Raw genomic sequence first — 19,381 nt, forward strand, 5'->3', positions numbered from 1 at the left:
CGCGCTACACCGCCCGCCATGTCCGAGAAGAATCATCTCTATCTGGTCGATGGCTCCAGCTACATCTTCCGCGCCTATCACCGCCTGCCGCCGCTGACGAACCCGAAGGGCGTGCCCGTCGGCGCGGTTTACGGCTACACGACCATGCTCTGGAAGCTGGCGAAAGACCTGCACGACGCCGACGGGCCGACCCATCTTGCGGTCATTCTCGATCATTCGAGCCAGTCATTCCGCAACGAAATCTACGACCAGTATAAAGCGAACCGGCCCGAACCGCCCGAAGACCTGCGCCCGCAATTCCCGCTGATCCGCGACGCCACACGCGCCTTCTCGTTGCCGTGCATCGAGATGGAGGGGTTCGAGGCCGACGATCTGATCGCCAGCTATGCCGAGGCGGCCGTGCGCGAGGGCTGGGACGTCACGATCGTTTCGTCCGACAAGGATCTGATGCAGCTGATCCGCGAGCCCGCCGAGGGGCCGCACGTCGATATGCTCGACACGATGAAGAATGTCCGCCTCGGGCTCGAGGCGGTGAACGAGAAGTTCGGCGTTACTCCCGATCTGGTCGGTGACGTCCTCGCGCTGATGGGCGATAGCGTCGACAATGTCCCCGGCGTACGCGGAGTCGGGCCCAAGACCGCGACCAAGCTGATCCAGGAATATGGCAATCTGACCGCCGCGCTCGACGGTGCCGCGACGATGAAAGCCAGCAAGCTCCGCGACAATCTGATCGAGCATCGCGCCATGGCCGAACTGTCGCGCATCCTCGTCGACCTGAAGCGCGACTGCGACCTGCCCGACGCGCTCGACGACCTGAAGCTCGGCGCGATCCCGCCGCTGCCGCTCAAGGCCTTCCTCGACGAGCATGGCTTTCGCTCGCTTTCGGCGAAGCTCGACCTCGGCGCGACGCCGGGCGGGCCGCCGACACTGCCGCGAGCGGCCAGCACCCCCGCTGCCGCCCCGGACGCGCCCTCGACACCGACGCTCCCGCCGATGCCGCCCATCGACCGTTCGCTGTACGAGACGGTGACGACGATCGAGGCGCTCGACCGCTGGATCGAAGCGGCCCGCGCCGCGCATGTCGTCGCGGTCGATACCGAGACCGCGACGCTCGACAGCGTTACCGGCACCCTCGTCGGGGTCAGCCTGTCGACCGGCCCCGGCAAGGCCTGCTATATCCCGCTCGGCCATGGAGGCACCGACATGTTCGCCGAAAAGCCCGAGCAGGTGCCGATGGCCGATGCGCTCGGACGGCTCCACGCGCTGTTTGCCGACGAGGCGGTGCTCAAGGTCGGGCACAATCTCAAATATGACATCGGCGTGCTCGCGCAGCACGGCATCGCCATCGCACCCTATGACGATACGCTGGTGATGAGCTTCGCGCTCGACGCGGGCAAGCACGGCCATGGCCTCGACGAGCTGTCGAAGCTCCACCTCGATCATGTCTGCCTGTCGTTCAAGGATGTCTGCGGCACCGGCAAGTCGCAGATCAGTTTCGCCGAAGTGCAACTCGACCGCGCGACCGAATATGCGGCGGAAGACGCCGAGGTCGCCTGGCGCCTGTGGAAGCTGCTCAAGCTCCGCCTGCCGCTCGACGGCGGCACGCGCGTCTATGAGATGGTCGACCGCCCGCTCGCCGCCGTCGTCGAGACGATGGAGCGCGCCGGCATCATGGTGAACCGCGATTATCTCGCGAAGCTGTCGGGCGAGTTCGCCAACGAGATGCTGCGTATCGAGGGCGAAATCCACGAACTCGCAGGCCAGCCTTTCGCGATCGGCAGCCCCAAGCAGCTCGGCGAAATCCTTTTCGACAAGCTTGGCCTGAAGGGCGGGCGCAAGGGCAAGTCGGGCGACTGGTCGACCGACCAGAACGAACTGGAACGTCTCGAACGCGACGGCGTGCCGATCGCGCGCAAGATATTGGAGTGGCGCCAGCTCGCGAAGCTGAAATCCACCTACACCGACGCGCTGCAGCAACAGATCAACCCGAAGACCGGCCGCGTGCACACCAACTACAGCCTCGTCGGCGCCCAGACCGGCCGGCTGTCGTCGACCGACCCGAATCTGCAGAATATCCCGATCCGGACCGAGACCGGGCGCCAGATCCGCGACGCCTTCATCGCGGCGCCGGGGCATGTGCTGATCGCCGCCGACTATAGCCAAATCGAACTGCGTCTCGCCGCGCATATGGCCGACGTTCCCGAGCTCAAGGAAGCCTTTGCGCAGGGGCAGGACATTCACGCCGCGACCGCGATCGAACTGTTCGGCGAGGTCAACCGCGACACGCGCGGCAAGGCGAAGACGGTTAATTTCTCGATCCTCTACGGTATCTCGCGCTGGGGCCTCGCGGGCCGGCTCGAAGTCACGCCCGACGAGGCGCAGGCACTGATCGCACGCTATTTCGAGCGTTTCCCCGGCATCAGCGATTATATCACCGACACGCTCGATAGCGCGCGCGCCAAGGGCTATACCGAGACCCTGTTCGGGCGGAAAACCTGGTTCCCGCGCATCAAGGCGGCGAGCCAGAACGAACGCGCGGGCAGCGAACGCGCCGCGATCAACGCCCCGATCCAGGGCACCAGCGCCGACCTGATCAAGCGCGCGATGGCGCGCATGCCGAAGGCGCTCGAAGCCGCCGGGCTGGACGATGTCAAAATGCTGCTGCAGGTCCACGACGAACTGGTCTTCGAGGCGCCCGAGGACAAGGCCGCCGCGGCGGGCGACGTCATCCGCGCCGTCATGATGGCCGCCGCCGAGCCGGCGCTCACTCTCTCGGTGCCGCTCGAGGTCGAGATCGGCATCGGCAAGAGCTGGGGCGAGGCACATTGATTCGCGGATCAACTTTGCGTTGATCCTCGAAACGAGTTGAGGCACGTCGCGTGAGGGGCGCGATCTTCAGGGTCGCCGTTTCAGGGGTTCGTTTGGGGGCAGGATGATCGTCGGGATCGATTTGGGTACGACCAACAGCGCAGCCGCAATTTTCGACAATGGCGAGACACGACTGATCCCTAACGCGCTGGGCGATCTCCTGACCCCCTCGGCAGTCGCTGTCCTGGCGGACGGAACGACGCTGGTCGGCAAGCCTGCCCTGAATCACTGGGTATTGAAGCCTGCAGAGGCTGTCACCAGCTTCAAACGCTTCATCGGCACCAACCGTACGATCAAGATCGGCCGCCATTCGTTCAAGGCCGAGGACATGTCGGCGATCGTCCTCCGCAGCCTGAAGGAGGATATCGAGGCCGCGACCGGCGAAGAGGTGACGGAGGCGGTCATCACCGTTCCCGCCTACTTTAACGACAAGCAGCGCAAGGCGACGCGCCGCGCCGGCGAGTTGGCCGGCCTCAAGGTCGCGCGTCTGCTCAACGAGCCGACCGCTGCGGCGCTCGCCTTCGGCATCGCCGATAAGCAAGACCGCGAGCCTTTTCTCGTGTTCGACCTTGGCGGCGGGACGTTCGACGTATCGATTGTCGAAATGTTCGATGCGATCGTCGAGGTGCGCGCCTCATCGGGCGACAACCGGCTCGGCGGCGACGATTTCACCAACGCGATCGTTACGCATTGGATGGAGATGCACGAATTTCCGTCCGACATACGGCGCAACCTGCTCGAAGCGCGGCTGTTTCAGGTCGCCGACACCGCCCGGCGGATGCTGACCGACCAAGCCGAAGCGAAGCTCGCCTTGACGCTCGGCGATCGGCAGTTCGAACTAACGATCACGGCCGAGCAATTCGAAAGGCTGGCCGAACCCCTGCTGACCCGTCTGCGCGATCCGATCCTGCGCTCGCTCCGCGACAGCAATCTCCGTATCGAAGCGCTGAGCGACATCGTCCTCGTCGGCGGCGCAACGCGGATGCCGATTATCCGCAAGGCAATCACCAAGATGTTCGGCCGTTTTCCGAACCATATTGTTCATCCCGATCACGCCGTTGCGATCGGCGCGGCGATCCAGGCCGGGCTCGTCGAACGCAACGCGGCGCTCGATGAGGTCCGGCTCACCGACATCTGCCCGTTTACGCTGGGCGTCGAGGTGACCGAATATGACAGCCACGGCCGGCTGCGTGGCGGCCTTTTCTCGCCTATCATCAGCCGCAACAGCCCGACACCGATCAGCCGCACAAACAATTATGCGTCGATGTCCGATAATCAAAGTCACATCAGGCTCAATATCTACCAAGGCGAATCGCGCGAGGTCGCGAACAATATCCAGCTTGGGACGATGGAATTCCCCATCCCGAAAAAGCCTGCCGGACAGGTTTCGATCGATTGCCGCTTCACCTACGACAGCTCGGGCCTGCTGGATGTCGATGTCACCATCCCCGAAACCGGCGAGACGCGCTCGATGCTGATCGCGGACGATGGCGAGGCTTTGACTCCCGAGCAACTGAAGACCCGGCGCGAGCAACTTGCGGCGCTCAAAACCCACCCGCGCGATGTTGCCGAAAACCAATATGTTGTCGGCTGGGCGGCTCGCCTCTACGAAGAGTTCATCGACGAGCGGCGCGAACATATCGGACGCATGCTGCTCCAATTCGAAGGCGTGCTCGAAACCCAGGATCCACGTGAGATCGAGACGGCGCGCGGATCGCTGGCCGCGGCGCTCGAAGAGCTGGAACGGGATTACCGGCTGTGACCGCCGCCCACTGGCCGTGGACGATCCTGGAGATTGCCGCCACGGACGACCGCAAGACGATCCGCGAAGCCTATTCGCGTCTGCTCAAGACGCTCGACCATGATGCCGAGACCGAGGCCTATATGGCGTTGCGCGACGCGCGCGATGCCGCATTGTCGGGGCAGTTTCTCCATCCCGAAACGGCGAGCGAAGAAGATGATGATTTCGGACTCGGCACGCCGTTGCCCGACGACCGCGAGCAGGTGCGAAGCGAGGAACCGGCGGCTGGCGGCGCACCTCAGGAAAGACCGGTCTTCACCGTCGAATATAATGATCAAGACGATCGGCGATTCCAGCGCGTCGTCGATCTTTTCGTTGGCGAAAACGCGCTGACGGCAGCTGAAACCGAGGAGCTGGAACAGCATGTCGACGCGCTGTTCGCCGACGAACGCATGGCCGATCTCGGCCATTACGCCCGCATCGAAGCATGGCTCGCCCAACTGCTCGCCGAACGTTTTCCGCGCGGCGCCGACCTGTTCCCCAAGGTGGCGGAATATTTCCATTGGACCGCGCGCGCGCACGAACTCGGCATCCATCCGGCGATCCCCTGGCTGTTCAACGCGCATGAGGGCCACAGCCTGGTCCGCGAAATCGAAACGCCCGGCCACGCCTATCATCGCGAATGGGCCGAACTGGCGCGGGGGAAGCCCGACGGCCTGCTCTGGTTTCGCGCGATCGACAAGCCGCGAATGGCGAACCTGATCGCAACGGTACGCCGCGACTATCCGTGGCTGGAGCAGGAGCATTGGCAGCCCGCGCTTGTCGCGCGCTGGGAAAAGAAGGTCGAAGGTGGTGGGGTCAAGGGGCCGGGCGCCTGGACCTGGGCTATTATCGCCTTTCTGGCCCTTTCGGCAATCGGCCGCCTCGCAGGAAGTGACTCATCGCAGATCGATCATAATCCGGCCGCCGTCGCGGCGCTGTCGGCCGCAAACACCGACAAGCATATCGCCGAATTTATCGGCACCTTTCCATATGCAAGCGCGGACGGACGATCGGTGGAAACTCTGCGCGTCGAAAGCCCGAAAACCTATGCCACGCTTCAGCGCGTCGCCGCCGAATTCGACACGCTCGATGAAGCCCGCAACCGCATCATGATGCGAGAGATTACCGAGACCTATTATCTGATCATCGATAAGCTTCCCTATGAATTGCAAGTCGCTGATGCGAGATTCCGTGCGGCGATGATCAAGAAGATGAAGGACAATCCACGGGGTTGTGCGGATTTCATCCGCAATCCGCGAACCTACCTCCGGCAGGGGAACAGCACTGCCTACATCGCGCCGGACTATCAGTATCGGATGTTCTCGGTTGTACACGATCAGTATGACGATCGAGAATGGGCCCTCGTTCACAAAAACGCTAGCATTCCGGGTGAATTGATCGGAAGGTTGATTAAGCGCTCGGGGGTACCGGAAGCCAGGGTGCGTAAGGTTTTGAGCTCAAGCATGGCACCCGAAGCCGATGTCTGCCGCACGATGGGCAGTTTCTACGAGTTGCTGACCGAAATTCCTGCCAAAGAAGCGAGCCAGATATTGCCCGCTGTCTTGTAACATCGATCGGAGCCATTTGCTTGCGTGCCCTCATGTCCGCCCTGCTTGCGGTCGCCGTCATTTCAACCGCTGCCGCGCAAGATGCATTGCCGCCAGTCACAGCGCCAAATGACGCAACGCCGTCCATAGCCGACACCGACGTCCGCCAATTCGCCGCCATCGCGGGGCGCAAGGTCGTCGGGCACCCGGTCGGCGGCCCGGTCGCGACCGCCGACAAGGTGCTGCTCCTCGTGCGCGACGACAAGGGTTTTCCCGATATTGCCGGTAGTTTCGGCCTGCCCTCGCGCCAGTCGTTGCCTGCACCTCCGAAAGGCACGCTCGCGATCATCCGCCTGCACCAGCGGTCGACAACCATCGTCCCCGGTCCGACCGACGACGATCTTGCCTTTGTCGGGGCGAACCGGATTCCGCTGTTCGTGATCGGCGAATGGGCGCGTCCGGCGCCGATGTGGGAGGTCGCTTGGGTCGACGATACCGTCCGCTTCCGCACGATCGGCGAGGTCGGCGAAATCGGACCCTGGCGCGAATAGGCGGCTGGCGGCCGACGTTGGACGCGTTTGGGAGGCCTCCCGTCCCCTTGGCCGGCTCCAGCACTATCTTCCGCGGCCAAGGCGAACTATGACGCTGGGGTGACGTCTGGCTGACACAGATGTGACAGTCCTCCGCGAAAGACGAGCATGAGCAGCAATCCCCGCATCCAGACCACCGTGACACCACCGGTCCGTATCCAGCAGAATATTCTGGCGCGAAGCGAGCGGCGGCTACTGAACTGGATCTGTCCGCGCTTGCCCCGCTGGGTAACCCCCGACCAGCTCACCATATTGGGCTTCCTCGGCGCGGTGCTCGTCGCCGCGGGCTATATATTGAGCTGGCAGGACAGCGAATGGCTCGGCCTGTCGCTCGTCGGCTATATCGTCAACTGGTTCGGCGACTCGCTCGACGGCAGCCTTGCCCGCTGGCGGCGGATCGAGCGCCCCGCCTATGGCTATTTCGTCGATCACAGCGTCGACGCCGCCGCCACCCTGCTGATGATCAGCGCGATCGGCATGAGCCCCTATCTGCGGCTCGACGTCGCGTTGATGGGGGTCATCGGCTATTTCCTGCTGTCGATTCACACTTTCCTTTCCGCGAAGGTGGTCGGCGAATTTCGCCTGTCCTACATGGCCGGCGGCCCGACCGAATTGCGCCTGATGCTGATGGCGATGACGATGGCGATGCCGATCGTCGGCGGCGACGACATTCGCGGCACCAATTTTTCGCCGTTCGACCTGTTCGGCCTGTTCGTCGCCAGCATCCTCGTGACGCTGTTCGTCGTGCAAAGCTTTGCGCTGGCACGGACGCTGCGCGCCCGCGGCAACTGATACCCTAGGGCCGAACCCGCGCCTGACGATAGGTCCCGAGCAACCGCAGCGACTTGGTCTGGAAATCCAGCTCCTCGAGCGCCCGGTCGATATGGTCCTCGCCCGGCGCGCCGACGATGTCGGCGTAGAATTTCGTCGCCGCGAAACTGCCGCCGACCTGATAGCTTTCGAGCTTGGTCATATTGACGCCGTTCGTCGCGAAGCCGCCGAGCGCCTTGTACAGCGCCGCGGGAATATTCTTCACCTCGAAGACGAAGGTCGTCATGAGCGGCACGCCCTGCGGCACGTCGGCGAGCGGTTCGCGCGCCAGCACGACGAAGCGGGTCATATTGTGATCGGCATCCTCGATCCCCGCCTCGTGCAGCGTCAGCCCGTAAAGGTCGGCGGCATGCGGCGGCGCCACTGCGGCAAGGCCGACTTCGTCGCTGTCGGCGACCCAAGCCGCGGCGCCCGCGGTGTCGCTGTGCGCGACCGGATCGATATGGTTTGCGCGCAGCCAGTGGCGGCACTGGCCGAGCGCCTGCTCGTGGCTCATCGCGCGGGTGATCGGTCCGAGATTGCGGCTCATCAGGCCGTGGCGGATGCGCAGGAAATGTTCGCCGACGATCGACAGACCGGATTCGGGAAGCAGGAAGTGGATGTCGGCGACGCGGCCGTGCAGGCTGTTTTCGATCGGGATGATCGCGCGGTCGACGCGCCCCTCGCGAACGGCGTCGATCGCATCCTCGAAGCTGTAGCAGGGGAGCGGCAACGAATCCGCGGCATATTCGCGCGCCGCAAGGTCGCTGTTCGCGCCGGGCGCGCCCTGAAACGCCAGCCCGCGCGCCGGTTCGGCGAGTGCCGCCGCCGTCATGGCGTCGACCAGATGCTGCGCGGATGCCGAATAACTGCCCATGACCACCTTCCTCAACCGGAGCGGCGGCGCATAGCCGGGCGACGAAGCGTTCGCAACTCGCGCGCGACTGGGCGATCGGCCATTTCATCCCCTTGCGCCACCGTGCCCGCGCCAGTAAGGGAGCGACCAAATCATATCGTGCGCCCGGAGCGGGCGCCAGCGAACGGGGCTGCAAGAGCATGGACAATCGCAACAACACTATTGCCGGATGGGTACTTTTTGCCGGCATTTGCGCGCTGGGCCTGACGATCGGATCGGGCATGCTGTTCGCCGGCCACGCTCCCGAAAAGCCGGGTTTCCCCATCGAGGACGCCGAAGGCGGTGCCGGCGGCGGCGAATCGGCCGTGCCGCTCGGTAACCTGCTCGCTGCGGCCGACGTCGCCAAGGGCGAAGCGGTGTTCGCGAAATGCGCCGCCTGCCATACGATCAATTCGGGCGGCGCCAACGGCATCGGCCCCAACCTCTATGGCACACTGGGCGAGGAAATCGGCCACGGCAAGCATGGCTTCGCTTTCTCGACTGCGCTCTCGGGCATGGGCGGTAGCTGGGACTTCGAAAAAATGGACGCGTGGCTGACCAGCCCGCGCAAGTTCGCACCCGGGACGAAAATGTCGTTCGCGGGGCTCAGCAGCGCCGAGGATCGCGCCAATCTGCTCGTCTATCTGAACGCACAGGGTTCGAACCTGCCGCTGCCCGCCGCCGAGGCGGCCCCGGCAGCCGATGCCGCCGCTCCCGCGGAAGGCGCCGCGGCGCCGGCCGAAGGCGCGGACAAGGCCGCCGCAGCCCCGGCCGAGGGCGCAGCCCCCGCCGCCGGTGCGTCCCCCGCTCCGGCCGAAGCCAAGAAATAATGCGCACCCTGCCCGTCCTGCTGGCGGGCGCGCTTGCCCTCGCCGGCTGCGGCAAGAGCGAACCGGCCGCCGATTCGGCGACGACCGGCGAGGCTGCAGCCGAAGCGCCTGCCGCTGCGATCGAACCGACCGCCGCAATGGGCGAGCAGGTCTTCAAGCGCTGCATGGCCTGCCACACGATCGACGCCGGCGGCCGCAACGGGATCGGCCCCAATCTCCACGGCGTCGTCGGACGCGCAGTCGCCTCGCACGAAGGTTTTTCCTATTCGGGCGCGATGAAGGCGAAGGGCGGCATCTGGGACGAAGCGGCGCTCGACACCTATCTCGAAGCGCCGATGAAGGCGCTGCCCGGCACGCGCATGGCCTTTGCCGGCGTGATCGATGCCGCCGATCGCAAGGCGCTGATCCTGTATCTGAAAGAACAGTCGAAATAACTTTCGACCATCCTCCCCGCCGCTTTTGCGACAGGGAGGATTTCGGCGCTCAATGCGCCTCTTCGATATTCGCGTAGAAACCGTCGATGATCGCCCACGCCTCGGCGGCGGTCTCGACGAAGGTAAAGAGGTCGAGGTCGCGGGCGCTGATCACCCCCTCCTCCACCAGCGCGTCGAAATTGACGACGCGGTGCCAGAACTCCTTGCCGAACAGGACGATCGGGATCGGCTTGATCTTGCCGGTCTGGATCAGCGTCAGCAGCTCGAACATCTCGTCGAACGTGCCGAAGCCGCCAGGGAACACCGCGACCGCGCGCGCGCGAAGCAGAAAGTGCATCTTCCTGAGCGCGAAATAGTGGAACTGGAAACTCAAATCAGGCGTGACGTACCGGTTCGGCGCCTGCTCGTGCGGCAGCACGATGTTGAGCCCGATCGACTCGCGGCCCTCGTCGGCGGCGCCGCGGTTCGCGGCTTCCATGATCGACGGTCCGCCGCCCGAGCAGACGACGAAATGGCGGCAGCCCTTGTCGTCGCACGGCACCTGGCTCGCGAGCCGCGCCAGCGCCCGCGCCTCGTCGTAATAATGCGCCTTCGCCTTCAGCCGCCGCGCGATGTTGCGCTGGACGTCGTCGGTCGCCGCGGTTTCCAGCGCATCGGCCTCGTCAGGTTCGGGAATGCGCGCCGAGCCATAGATGACGAGCGTCGATTCGATCCCCGCTTCGTCGAGCAGCAGTTCGGGCTTGAGCAGTTCGAGCTGGAAGCGCACCGGGCGCAAATCCTCGCGCAACAGGAAGTCGGTATCCTGAAAGGCGAGCCGGTAAGCGGCGCTGGCGGTCTGCGGTGTGGTGGTCGCCTGTTCGGCGAAACGCGCGTCGTCCTTGGCCTTGTGGAAACGCGAACGATGAGGTTGTTTATCTTCAGCCATTGGCGGACGGCTAGCCGCTTGGCGCCGCTTTGCCAAGCCGCGCGGGATTTTAGCGGCAGTAGCCGTTGCCGCTCATGTCGAGGTGGAAGTGGTTATAATGCGCCGCATTGTAATCGGGGCTCAGCACCGTCCCGAAGCGCCGGCACGCCGATTTGTGCAGCGCGCGGAGGAAATCCTGCGACGGCTTGTCGCCCTGCCAGCCGCCGTCGAGCATGATCCGCCGTCCGTCGGCAAGTACGAAGCCCGAGACGTCGACCGCGTTCGAATAGGCGTGCTGCGACAGCCGGCCCGAGCGGCCGCCATAGATGTTGCGGCAACTATAGGTACCATAGGTCTCGATCTTGACGACCTCTTGCCCGAAATATTTCCGCGCCGCGGGGCGGACCGCATATTGCGCCCATGCCGCGAAATTGCGCGCGAGCGGGCAGGTCATCGCGCCAAGGTTGGTGACCGGGGTGCCGATATCGAGCAGCTTCACCGAATCGATCGAACTGCAGCCGCCGCCATGATCCTGGTTCGGCAGCGGCGTGAAGCGTACCCCCGCCTGCTTGAGGTCGAACGCGCATTGCTGCGCCTCGGCACTGGTGAACGAAGGCGTTCCCGTAACCTGCGGACGCTTGGGCGTGTTCGCACTCGCGCTAGCGTCCGGCCGCTTCCCGCGGTTGTTCTTCATCGCCTCGGGCGTTCCGAAACAGGCCGAAAGCGCCAGCGCCATGGTCGCTGCGACGAGCATCCGGGGCTGCAGGAAGGAGGGGATCGCCATGGGCGTCAATTTACCGACAATTTGGTTAACAGGCTGTAAACTATCTTCTCGCCTCGTCGCTAATTTCGCCCGGGCCGCGCATTTCATTTGACAGGCGGGCGCGCGACCCTAAAGGCGGCGCCGGGCCACGCGGTCCCAACGCCGCGCGAGCTCTCTGCAAGGAGAGACTATGATGAGTGAAGTGACGACGCCACAGGTGCGCCCGACGCGCCCCTATTTTTCTTCCGGTCCCTGCGCGAAGCCGCCGGGCTGGGACGCCTCCAAAATCGCTGTCGAATCGCTGGGCCGGTCGCACCGCGCCAAGATCGGCAAGACGCGCCTCGCCTATTGCATCGACCTGATGCGCGAGATGCTGCAGCTTCCCGACACGCACCGCATCGGCATCGTCCCCGGCTCCGACACCGGCGCCTTCGAAATGGCGATGTGGACGATGCTCGGCGCCCGCCCCGTCACGACGCTCGCATGGGAAAGCTTCGGAGAAGGCTGGGTCACCGACGCCGCCAAGCAGCTCCGGCTCGACCCGACGGTCATCCGCGCCGATTACGGCCAGCTTCCCGACCTGACCCAGGTCGACTGGTCGAACGACGTCCTCTTCACCTGGAACGGCACCACCAGCGGCGTGCGCGTCCCGAACGGCGACTGGATCGCCGCCGACCGCGAGGGGCTGAGCTTCGCCGACGCGACCAGCGCGGTGTTCGCCTACGACCTGCCGTGGGACAAGATCGACGTCGCAACCTTCAGCTGGCAGAAGGTGCTCGGCGGCGAAGGCGGCCATGGCGTGCTGATCCTTGGCCCGCGCGCGGTCGAACGGCTGGAGAATTACACCCCCGCCTGGCCGCTGCCGAAGGTCTTCCGCCTCGTTTCGAAGGGCGCGCTCGCGGAGGGTGTGTTCAAGGGCGAGACGATCAACACCCCCTCGATGCTCGCGGTCGAGGATGCGATCTTCGCGCTCGAATGGGCGAAGTCGCTCGGCGGTCTCGACGGGCTGAAGGCGCGCAGCGATGCAAACGCCGCGGCGCTCGACAAGATCGTCGCCGACCGCGACTGGCTCTCCCACCTCGCCGCCGATCCCGCCAGCCGCTCGAAGACCTCGGTCTGCCTGTCGGTCGCGGGCGCTGATGCGGATTTCATCAAGAAATTCGCCGGCGCGCTCGAAAAGGAAGGCGCGGCTTACGACGTCGCCGGCTACCGCGACGCGCCTCCGGGCCTGCGCATCTGGTGCGGCGCGACCGTCGACACCGCCGATATCGAAGCGCTCGGCCCGTGGCTCGACTGGGCCTACGCCAGCCTTTCGGCCTGACCTTTGTGTTCCCCGGCGCAAGCCGGGGCCCATTTCCCCATTCCGCCACACATCCCGGTTATCGCCGGGATACGGAGACATAAAATGACCGCACCCAAAGTCCTCATCAGCGACAAGATGGACCCCAAAGCCGCCGCGATCTTCAAGGAACGCGGCATCGACGTCGATGTCATCACCGGCAAGACCAAGGAAGAGCTGATCGCGATGATCGGCGACTATGACGGCCTCGCGATCCGTTCGGCCACCAAGGTCACTGCCGACGTCCTCGCCGCCGCGACGAACCTGAAGGTTGTTGGCCGCGCCGGCATCGGCGTCGACAATGTCGACATTCCCTCGGCGTCGAAGCAGGGCGTCATCGTGATGAACACCCCCTTCGGCAACAGCATCACCACCGCCGAACATGCGATCGCGATGATGTTCGCTCTCGCGCGCCAGGTTCCCGAGGCAAATGCGCTGACACAGGCGGGCAAATGGCCGAAGAACGACTTCATGGGGGTCGAACTGACATCGAAGACGCTCGGCCTGATCGGTTGCGGCAATATCGGCAGCATCGTCGCCGAACGCGCCATCGGGCTGCGCATGAAGGTCATCGCCTTCGACCCCTTCCTGACCCCAGAACGCGCGATCGAACTCGGCGTCGAGAAGGTCGAGCTCGACGGCCTGTTGACGCGCGCCGATTTCATCACGCTGCACACCCCGCTGACCGACCAGACGCGCAATATCCTGTCGAAGGAAAATCTCGCGAAGACCAAGCCGGGCGTGCGGATCATCAACTGCGCGCGCGGGGGGCTGGTCGACGAGGCGGCTCTCAAGGAAGCGCTCGATTCGGGCCATGTCGCGGGCGCCGCGCTCGACGTCTTTGCGTCCGAGCCGCCCGCGGCCGATCATCCGCTGTTCGGCACGCCGAACTTCATCTGCACGCCGCATCTCGGCGCGTCGACCGACGAGGCGCAGGTCAATGTCGCCATTCAGGTGGCCGAACAGATTTCGGACTATCTGCTCACCGGCGGCATCACCAACGCGCTTAACGTCCCCAGCCTGTCGGCCGAAGAGGCGCCGAAGCTGCGTCCCTATATGGAACTCGCCGAAAAGCTCGGTAGCCTGATCGGCCAGCTCGCGCACGACAACCTCACGACGATCTCCATCGAAGCCGAGGGTGCCGCCGCCGAGCTCAACCTGAAGCCGATCACCGCCGCGGTGCTCACGGGTCTCATGCGCCGCTATTCGGACAGCGTGAACATGGTCAACGCGCCGCATCTTGCGCGTGAACGCGGCCTCGACGTGCGCGAAGTGCGCCACGACCGCGAGGGCGATTACCACACGCTCGTCCGCGTCACCGTCGCCACCGAAGCGGGCGACCGCTCGGTCGCCGGCACGCTGTTCGGCAACAACGAACCGCGCCTCGTCGAGATGTTCGGCATCAAGGTCGAGGCCGATCTCGACGGCCACATGCTCTATATCGTCAACGAGGATGCGCCGGGCTTCATCGGCCGCATCGGCACCGCACTCGGCGAAGCCGGGCTCAACATCGGCACCTTCCACCTCGGCCGCCGCGCCGCGGGCGGCGAAGCGGTGCTGTTGCTCAGCCTCGATTCGCCGATGCCCGAACCGCTGCTGTGGCAGCTTTGCCAGCTTCCCGGCGTGAAGACGGTGAAGGGCCTCAAGTTTTAAAGCCCACCTCTCAATCCCGCTCGTGTCGAGCGAAGTCGAGACACCCATCGGTGAGAAATGCCTTCACGGCATCTCGACTTCGCTCGATGCGAACGGAATTCGGGATTGTTGACTCTCTTCGACCATCCTAAGGCCGCATGCGATGACCAAGGCCCCTGCCCTGCTTCCCGAAGGCCTCCGCGACCGCCTGCCCGTGCAGGCCGAGGCCACTTCGCGCGTCACCCGCGCGCTCGTCGATGCGATGCGCGCGCATGGCTATGGCCGCGTCTCGCCACCGCTCGCCGAGTTTCGCGAGACGCTCGGCGGCGACGACGACCGGCTGACGCGCGATCTCCTCCGCTTCACCGACCCGGTATCGCAGCGCACCCTCGCGCTGCGTCCCGACATCACCCGCCAGGTCGGCCGCATCGCGACCTCGCTGCTCGCCGGCGCGCCGCGCCCGCTGCGGCTCTGCTACGCAGGGCAGGTCGTCAAGCTGCGCGCCAGCCAGCTTCGCCCCGCGCGCGAGATGCTGCAGGTCGGCGCCGAACTGATCGGCAGCGACAGCGTCGCCGCGGCGCGCGAGATCGTCACCGTCGCGATCGACGCGCTCGATGCCGCCGGGATCGGTCCGGTGACGATCGATTTCACCCTGCCCGACGTCGTCGAGCTGCTGGCGAACGGGCCGCTCCCCGTCGCCGTCCCCGTCGAGGATTTGCAGGGCGAGCTCGACGCCAAGGACGCTGGCGCGCTCGCCCGGCTCGGCGCCGAGGGCTATCTGCCGTTACTGCGCGCAACGGGACCTTTCGATCAGGCGATTGCAGAGCTGCGCGCGTTCGATACGACGGGCGTTCTCGACACGCGCATCGACGCGCTCGAAGCGATTGCGGCGCCGATCCGCGGCCGAGCGACGCTCACGCTCGACCCGACCGAGCGCCACGGATTCGCCTATCAAAGCTGGTTCGGCTTCTCGATCTTCGTTCCCGGACAGGGCGACATCATCGGCCGCGGCGGCAGCTATGCCATCCCGGTCGGCGAAGACCGCGAAGAGGCGGCGGTCGGCTTCTCGCTCTACCCCGATCCGCTGATCGACGAAGGGCTGGGCGGCGAGGACGATGCCGAACGCCGCATCTTCCTGCCGCTGGGCCATAACGCAGCGATTGCGGCGGGGCTACGCGCCGACGGGTGGCAGACGCTGGCGGCGCTATCCGACGCCGACGACGCCCGCGCGCTCGGTTGCGGGTTCATGCTTGGCCCCGACGGGCCGGTCGAGGTATAGGCGCCTCGCTTCCTGATCGTCATCCCGGCGAAGGCCGGGATCTCATCATCGCGTTCCAAAGCACCGGCGAGATCCCGGCCTTCGCCGAGATGACGGATGGCTCAGAAATCCGAAACGCCGAACCGCGGAATCCCCTGATTGACGCCCGGCGGATCGAGCACCGTCACGTCGAGTTCGACCGGCTCGCCGATCCAATGCGCCAGCGTCGTATGATCGGCGAGGTCGTCGTCGGTCAGCGGATGGACCAGCGCCCGGAGCGCCGTCGCCTCGATCGCGGCCGTCACCGCGGAAATCGATTCGGCCAGAAAATGCACCTCATATTGCGCGATCGGATGCGGGCCGACGCCGGCATCGGTCATCTGCCCGACGAACAATATCGCGGGGTCGCGCCCGAAACGCTCGCGCAAATCCTCGGCGGCGCGGCGTTCGTCGGCATCATAATAGATATGGGCGTGATAGGGGGCGGAGGCATCGGTCATGGCTTATGCTTTCGCGCATTTTTGGCGCCACCGCCAGACCTCCGCATGCGACGGTACAATATCGCCGGAATATGACAAAACCGTACCGTCACGCTTGCCTCTGCAGCGAAATCCGCTAAGGCCGCGCCGGGCCAGCACCGCGTGTTTCAAGGCCCGGTTCAGCAGGACAGCATCATGGCAAATGTTACCGTCATCGGGTCGCAATGGGGCGACGAGGGCAAGGGCAAGATCGTCGACTGGCTCGCCAGCCGCGCCGATGCCGTGGTCCGGTTCCAGGGCGGTCACAATGCCGGCCATACGCTCGTCGTCGGCAACCAGACCTACAAGCTGTCGCTGCTCCCGTCGGGCATCGTCACCGGCACGCTGTCGATCATCGGCAACGGCGTCGTGCTCGACCCGTGGGCGCTGCGCGACGAGATCACGAAGCTGCGCGGACAGGGCGTCGTGATCAACGCCGACAATTTCGCGATCGCCGACAATTGCCCGCTGATCCTGCCCTTCCACCGCGACCTCGATGCGCTGCGCGAGACCGCCGCAGGCGCCGGCAAGATCGGCACCACCGGCCGCGGCATCGGCCCCGCTTATGAGGACAAGGTCGGCCGCCGCGCGATCCGCGTCTGCGACCTTGCCCATCTCGACAAGCTCGATCCGCAGATCGACCGCCTGACCGCGCACCACGACGCGCTGCGCGCCGGCTTCGGCGAACCGCCGATCGACCGCGAGCGGCTGAAGGCCGATCTCGCCGAGATCGCCGACTATGTGCTCGAATATGCGCAGCCGGTGTGGAAGCGTCTGAAAAAGGTGCGCAAGGCGGGCGCACGCATCTTGTTCGAGGGCGCGCAGGGCGTGCTGCTCGACGTCGATCACGGCACCTATCCCTTCGTCACCAGCTCGAACACCGTCAGCGGCACCGCGGCGTCGGGTTCGGGACTCGGTCCGTCGGCGGTCGGCTTCGTGCTCGGGATCGCGAAGGCCTATACGACCCGCGTCGGCAGCGGCCCCTTCCCGACCGAACTCGAGGACGAGATCGGCCAGAAGCTCGGCGAGCGCGGGCATGAATTCGGCACCGTCACCGGACGCAAGCGCCGTTGCGGCTGGTTCGATGCGGTGCTCGTGCGGCAGAGCTGCGCGGTATCGGGCGTCACCGGCATCGCGCTGACCAAGCTCGACGTGCTCGACGGCTTCGACACGATCCGCATCTGCACCGGCTATCGGCTGCGCGGCAAGATCCTCGACTATTTCCCGGCGCACGCCGCCGATCAGGCCGAGGTCGAGCCGATCTACGAGGAAATGGACGGCTGGCAGGAAACGACCGCGGGCGCGCGCAGCTATGCCGACCTGCCCGCGCAGGCGATAAAATATATCCAGCGCGTGCAGGAACTCATTGAAACCCCGATCGCGCTCGTATCGACGAGCCCCGAGCGCGAGGACACGATCCTGATCCGCGATCCGTTCAGCGACTAGGCGACGCGCGCGGGCGCGCTATACTCGCCCTCCCGCGGGAGGGTGAAATGGCGACACGCAAGACCGGCTGGAACGAAGGCGCGACGCTGCTGATCGTGCTGATGGCGGCGCTGCTCGTCATGAGCGCCCTCGTCCTCGGCCTCGCCGGCACCGGCGTCGACGGCATCCGCATGCTGATCCGCGCGACGGCGCGCAGCTCGCTGCTGCTGTTCGTCGCCGCCTTCACCGCCAGCGCATTGGTCCGGCTGTGGCCCATGCCCATGACGCGCTGGACGATCCTCAACCGGCGCTGGATCGGGCTCGGCTTCGCCGTTTCGCACCTTGTCCACCTGATCGCGATCCTGTGGCTCTTCGGCGCGCATGACGGCCAGCCGCCACCGCCGGTCACGACGCTCGTCCGCGGCGGCATCGCCTATGTCTTCATCGCGCTGCTCGCCGCGACCTCGTTCGATGGCGCGATCCGGAAGCTCGGCGCGCGGAACTGGAAGCGTCTGCACACCGCAGGCGTCTGGTATATCTGGCTGATCTTCATGGTCAGCTACGGCGGTCGCGCCGCGGTCGATCCCTTCTATTGGCCACCGGCGCTGTTGCTGATCGCGACGGCAGGTCTGCGTATCCCCGCAAAGCGCAGGAAGGTAGCGACATGATCCCGCACAATATATTGACCGGCTTGTCGCTGCTGACGCTTGCCGCCTGTGGATCGGCGAGTTCGCAACCGCCGCCGCTTGCCGCCGGCACCAAGGCCGACCGCCTGCTCGTCGATAAAAGCGACCGCACCCTGATCGCCTATCGCGGCGACCGCGAGATCGTTCGATATACGGGCATCCGGTTCGGCGACGCCCCCACCGGCCCCAAGCGCTTCGAGGGCGACGAGCGGACACCCGAGGGCCACTACATGATCGACGGCCGCAACGGCGCCAGCCGCTACCATCTCTCGCTCCGAATATCCTATCCGAACACCGCCGACCGCACCTATGCTAGGGCGCGCGGGCGCTCGCCGGGCGGCGACATCTTCATCCACGGCCAGCCCAATGGCTGGCCCGGCCCGCCGATCGCGCGCGACTGGACCGACGGTTGCATCGCGCTGTCGAATGCCGAGATAAAGCAGTTGTGGGACATCGTCCCCGATGGCACGCCGATCACCATCCGTCCTTAGGAGATCATATGTCCCGGCACATCCTCGTCTTTTATGGAAGCTACCGCCGCGACCGTCAGGGTATCAAGCTTGCCCGGTGGCTGGTCGATGCGATCGGCACGCGCGGCGACAGTGCCGAGTTGATCGACGCCAAAGCGGTCGATCTTCCAATGCTCGACCGCATGTACAAGGAATATGCGGAAGGCGAGGCGCCGCCGGCAATGGAGGAACTCGCGGGCAAGATCCGCGCCGCCGACGGCTTTCTGTTCGTCACCGGCGAATATAATTGGGGCATGCAGCCGGGGCTGAAGAATTTGACCGACCATTATCTGGAGGAATGGTTCTGGCGCCCCGCCGCAATCGCCTGTTATTCTGCCGGCCCCTATTCGGGGGTGCGTGCGATGATGGGATGGCGCGATACGCTGGGCGAGATGGGAATGGCGGTCATTTCATCGATCCTGCCGGTCGGCAAGATCGGCAAGGCGTTTGACGAGGATGGCCGGCCCGCCGGGGACGACGGCGCTCGTCTGGTGAAATCCTTCCCGCGCTTCGCCGACGATTTCAACTGGTGGATCGATGCAGCAAAGGCGCAGCGCGCCCGGCAGGACCCGCCCTACTGAATCATCGCC

General features: G+C 65.2%; 19 protein-coding genes. 14 read left to right on the forward strand and 5 right to left on the reverse strand.

All coding sequences use genetic code 11. The features are described from left to right. Positions 1 to 18 precede the first annotated feature (18 nt). Positions 19 to 2,829, forward strand: coding sequence for a DNA polymerase I (polA, locus tag AN936_RS15310; RefSeq protein WP_054588858.1), 2,811 nt, complete (start codon positions 19 to 21; stop codon positions 2,827 to 2,829). A 103-nt stretch (positions 2,830 to 2,932) separates the two neighbouring features. After that, on the forward strand, positions 2,933 to 4,630 hold the full coding sequence (locus tag AN936_RS15315; protein ID WP_054588859.1) for an Hsp70 family protein: 1,698 nt from the start codon (positions 2,933 to 2,935) through the stop codon (positions 4,628 to 4,630). On the opposite strand, the gene AN936_RS25545 is transcribed toward AN936_RS15315, so the two are convergent. Then, positions 4,618 to 5,079 carry a hypothetical protein gene (locus AN936_RS25545; protein WP_234715591.1) on the reverse strand — a complete coding sequence of 154 codons (462 nt, stop codon included), beginning with the start codon at positions 5,077 to 5,079 and terminating at the stop codon, positions 4,618 to 4,620. The genes AN936_RS15315 and AN936_RS25545 overlap by 13 nt on opposite strands. Between AN936_RS25545 and AN936_RS15320 the strand changes: the two genes are divergently transcribed. The 3 genes from AN936_RS15320 to AN936_RS15330 all read left to right on the forward strand — a co-directional run bounded on the left by AN936_RS15320 (position 5,062) and on the right by AN936_RS15330 (position 7,580). Continuing rightward, positions 5,062 to 6,219, forward strand: coding sequence for a hypothetical protein (locus tag AN936_RS15320; RefSeq protein ID WP_234715592.1), 1,158 nt, complete (start codon positions 5,062 to 5,064; stop codon positions 6,217 to 6,219). The genes AN936_RS25545 and AN936_RS15320 overlap by 18 nt on opposite strands. A 32-nt stretch (positions 6,220 to 6,251) precedes the next feature. Continuing rightward, positions 6,252 to 6,749, forward strand: a complete 498-nt coding sequence (locus AN936_RS15325; protein WP_054588861.1) for a hypothetical protein — start codon at positions 6,252 to 6,254, stop codon at positions 6,747 to 6,749. Between the two features lie 147 nt (positions 6,750 to 6,896). Continuing rightward, complete coding sequence (locus AN936_RS15330) at positions 6,897 to 7,580, forward strand: CDP-alcohol phosphatidyltransferase family protein (protein ID WP_054588862.1); 684 nt, start codon at positions 6,897 to 6,899, stop codon at positions 7,578 to 7,580. A 4-nt stretch (positions 7,581 to 7,584) separates the two neighbouring features. On the opposite strand, the gene AN936_RS15335 is transcribed toward AN936_RS15330, so the two are convergent. Further along, on the reverse strand, positions 7,585 to 8,475 hold the full coding sequence (locus AN936_RS15335) for a prephenate dehydratase (protein WP_054588863.1): 891 nt from the start codon (positions 8,473 to 8,475) through the stop codon (positions 7,585 to 7,587). Positions 8,476 to 8,654: 179 nt separating this feature from the next. Here AN936_RS15335 and AN936_RS15340 point away from each other — a divergent pair, with 179 nt between their 5' ends. Together AN936_RS15340 and AN936_RS15345 are read left to right on the forward strand one after the other, a co-directional pair. Continuing rightward, a complete protein-coding gene (locus AN936_RS15340; RefSeq protein ID WP_054588864.1) occupies positions 8,655 to 9,323 on the forward strand; it encodes a c-type cytochrome in 669 nt (222 codons plus the stop codon). Next, positions 9,323 to 9,757 (forward strand): c-type cytochrome, encoded by a 435-nt coding sequence (locus AN936_RS15345; RefSeq protein ID WP_054588865.1) that lies wholly within the window; start codon positions 9,323 to 9,325, stop codon positions 9,755 to 9,757. The genes AN936_RS15340 and AN936_RS15345 overlap by 1 nt, the downstream gene beginning before the upstream one ends. 49 nt (positions 9,758 to 9,806) lie before the next feature. Here the strand turns inward: AN936_RS15345 and AN936_RS15350 are convergent, their stop codons facing one another. Both AN936_RS15350 and AN936_RS15355 read right to left on the reverse strand, forming a co-directional pair. After that, on the reverse strand, positions 9,807 to 10,682 hold the full coding sequence (locus AN936_RS15350) for an LOG family protein (RefSeq protein WP_054588866.1): 876 nt from the start codon (positions 10,680 to 10,682) through the stop codon (positions 9,807 to 9,809). Between the two features lie 49 nt (positions 10,683 to 10,731). Then, positions 10,732 to 11,445 carry an extensin family protein gene (locus AN936_RS15355; protein WP_054588867.1) on the reverse strand — a complete coding sequence of 238 codons (714 nt, stop codon included), beginning with the start codon at positions 11,443 to 11,445 and terminating at the stop codon, positions 10,732 to 10,734. Between the two features lie 172 nt (positions 11,446 to 11,617). Here AN936_RS15355 and AN936_RS15360 point away from each other — a divergent pair, with 172 nt between their 5' ends. From AN936_RS15360 to AN936_RS15370, 3 genes are all read left to right on the forward strand, one after another. Continuing rightward, positions 11,618 to 12,745 carry a phosphoserine transaminase gene (locus AN936_RS15360; RefSeq protein WP_054590330.1) on the forward strand — a complete coding sequence of 376 codons (1,128 nt, stop codon included), beginning with the start codon at positions 11,618 to 11,620 and terminating at the stop codon, positions 12,743 to 12,745. An 84-nt stretch (positions 12,746 to 12,829) separates the two neighbouring features. After that, on the forward strand, positions 12,830 to 14,416 hold the full coding sequence (gene serA, locus AN936_RS15365; protein WP_054588868.1) for a phosphoglycerate dehydrogenase: 1,587 nt from the start codon (positions 12,830 to 12,832) through the stop codon (positions 14,414 to 14,416). A 142-nt stretch (positions 14,417 to 14,558) separates the two neighbouring features. Next, a complete protein-coding gene (locus tag AN936_RS15370) occupies positions 14,559 to 15,674 on the forward strand; it encodes an ATP phosphoribosyltransferase regulatory subunit (protein WP_054588869.1) in 1,116 nt (371 codons plus the stop codon). A 101-nt stretch (positions 15,675 to 15,775) separates the two neighbouring features. On the opposite strand, the gene AN936_RS15375 is transcribed toward AN936_RS15370, so the two are convergent. Then, positions 15,776 to 16,153, reverse strand: coding sequence for a DOPA 4,5-dioxygenase family protein (locus tag AN936_RS15375; RefSeq protein ID WP_054588870.1), 378 nt, complete (start codon positions 16,151 to 16,153; stop codon positions 15,776 to 15,778). A 174-nt stretch (positions 16,154 to 16,327) separates the two neighbouring features. On the opposite strand from AN936_RS15375, the gene AN936_RS15380 reads away from it, so the two are divergent. The 4 genes from AN936_RS15380 to AN936_RS15395 are packed head-to-tail and all read left to right on the forward strand — an operon-like array spanning position 16,328 to position 19,372. Beyond that, positions 16,328 to 17,617 carry an adenylosuccinate synthase gene (locus AN936_RS15380; RefSeq protein ID WP_054590331.1) on the forward strand — a complete coding sequence of 430 codons (1,290 nt, stop codon included), beginning with the start codon at positions 16,328 to 16,330 and terminating at the stop codon, positions 17,615 to 17,617. A gap of 47 nt (positions 17,618 to 17,664) precedes the next feature. Next, a complete protein-coding gene (locus AN936_RS15385; RefSeq protein ID WP_054588871.1) occupies positions 17,665 to 18,264 on the forward strand; it encodes a ferric reductase-like transmembrane domain-containing protein in 600 nt (199 codons plus the stop codon). Then, positions 18,261 to 18,773 carry a L,D-transpeptidase family protein gene (locus AN936_RS15390; protein WP_054588872.1) on the forward strand — a complete coding sequence of 171 codons (513 nt, stop codon included), beginning with the start codon at positions 18,261 to 18,263 and terminating at the stop codon, positions 18,771 to 18,773. The genes AN936_RS15385 and AN936_RS15390 overlap by 4 nt, the downstream gene beginning before the upstream one ends. A gap of 8 nt (positions 18,774 to 18,781) precedes the next feature. Then, positions 18,782 to 19,372: an NADPH-dependent FMN reductase gene (locus AN936_RS15395; RefSeq protein ID WP_054588873.1), complete on the forward strand. Its 591-nt coding sequence runs from the start codon at positions 18,782 to 18,784 to the stop codon at positions 19,370 to 19,372. Positions 19,373 to 19,381: the final 9 nt, after the last annotated feature.

The sequence above is a fragment of the Sphingopyxis macrogoltabida genome (genome assembly GCF_001307295.1).
In the GTDB taxonomy this organism is placed as follows: Bacteria; Pseudomonadota; Alphaproteobacteria; order Sphingomonadales; family Sphingomonadaceae; genus Sphingopyxis; species Sphingopyxis macrogoltabida_B.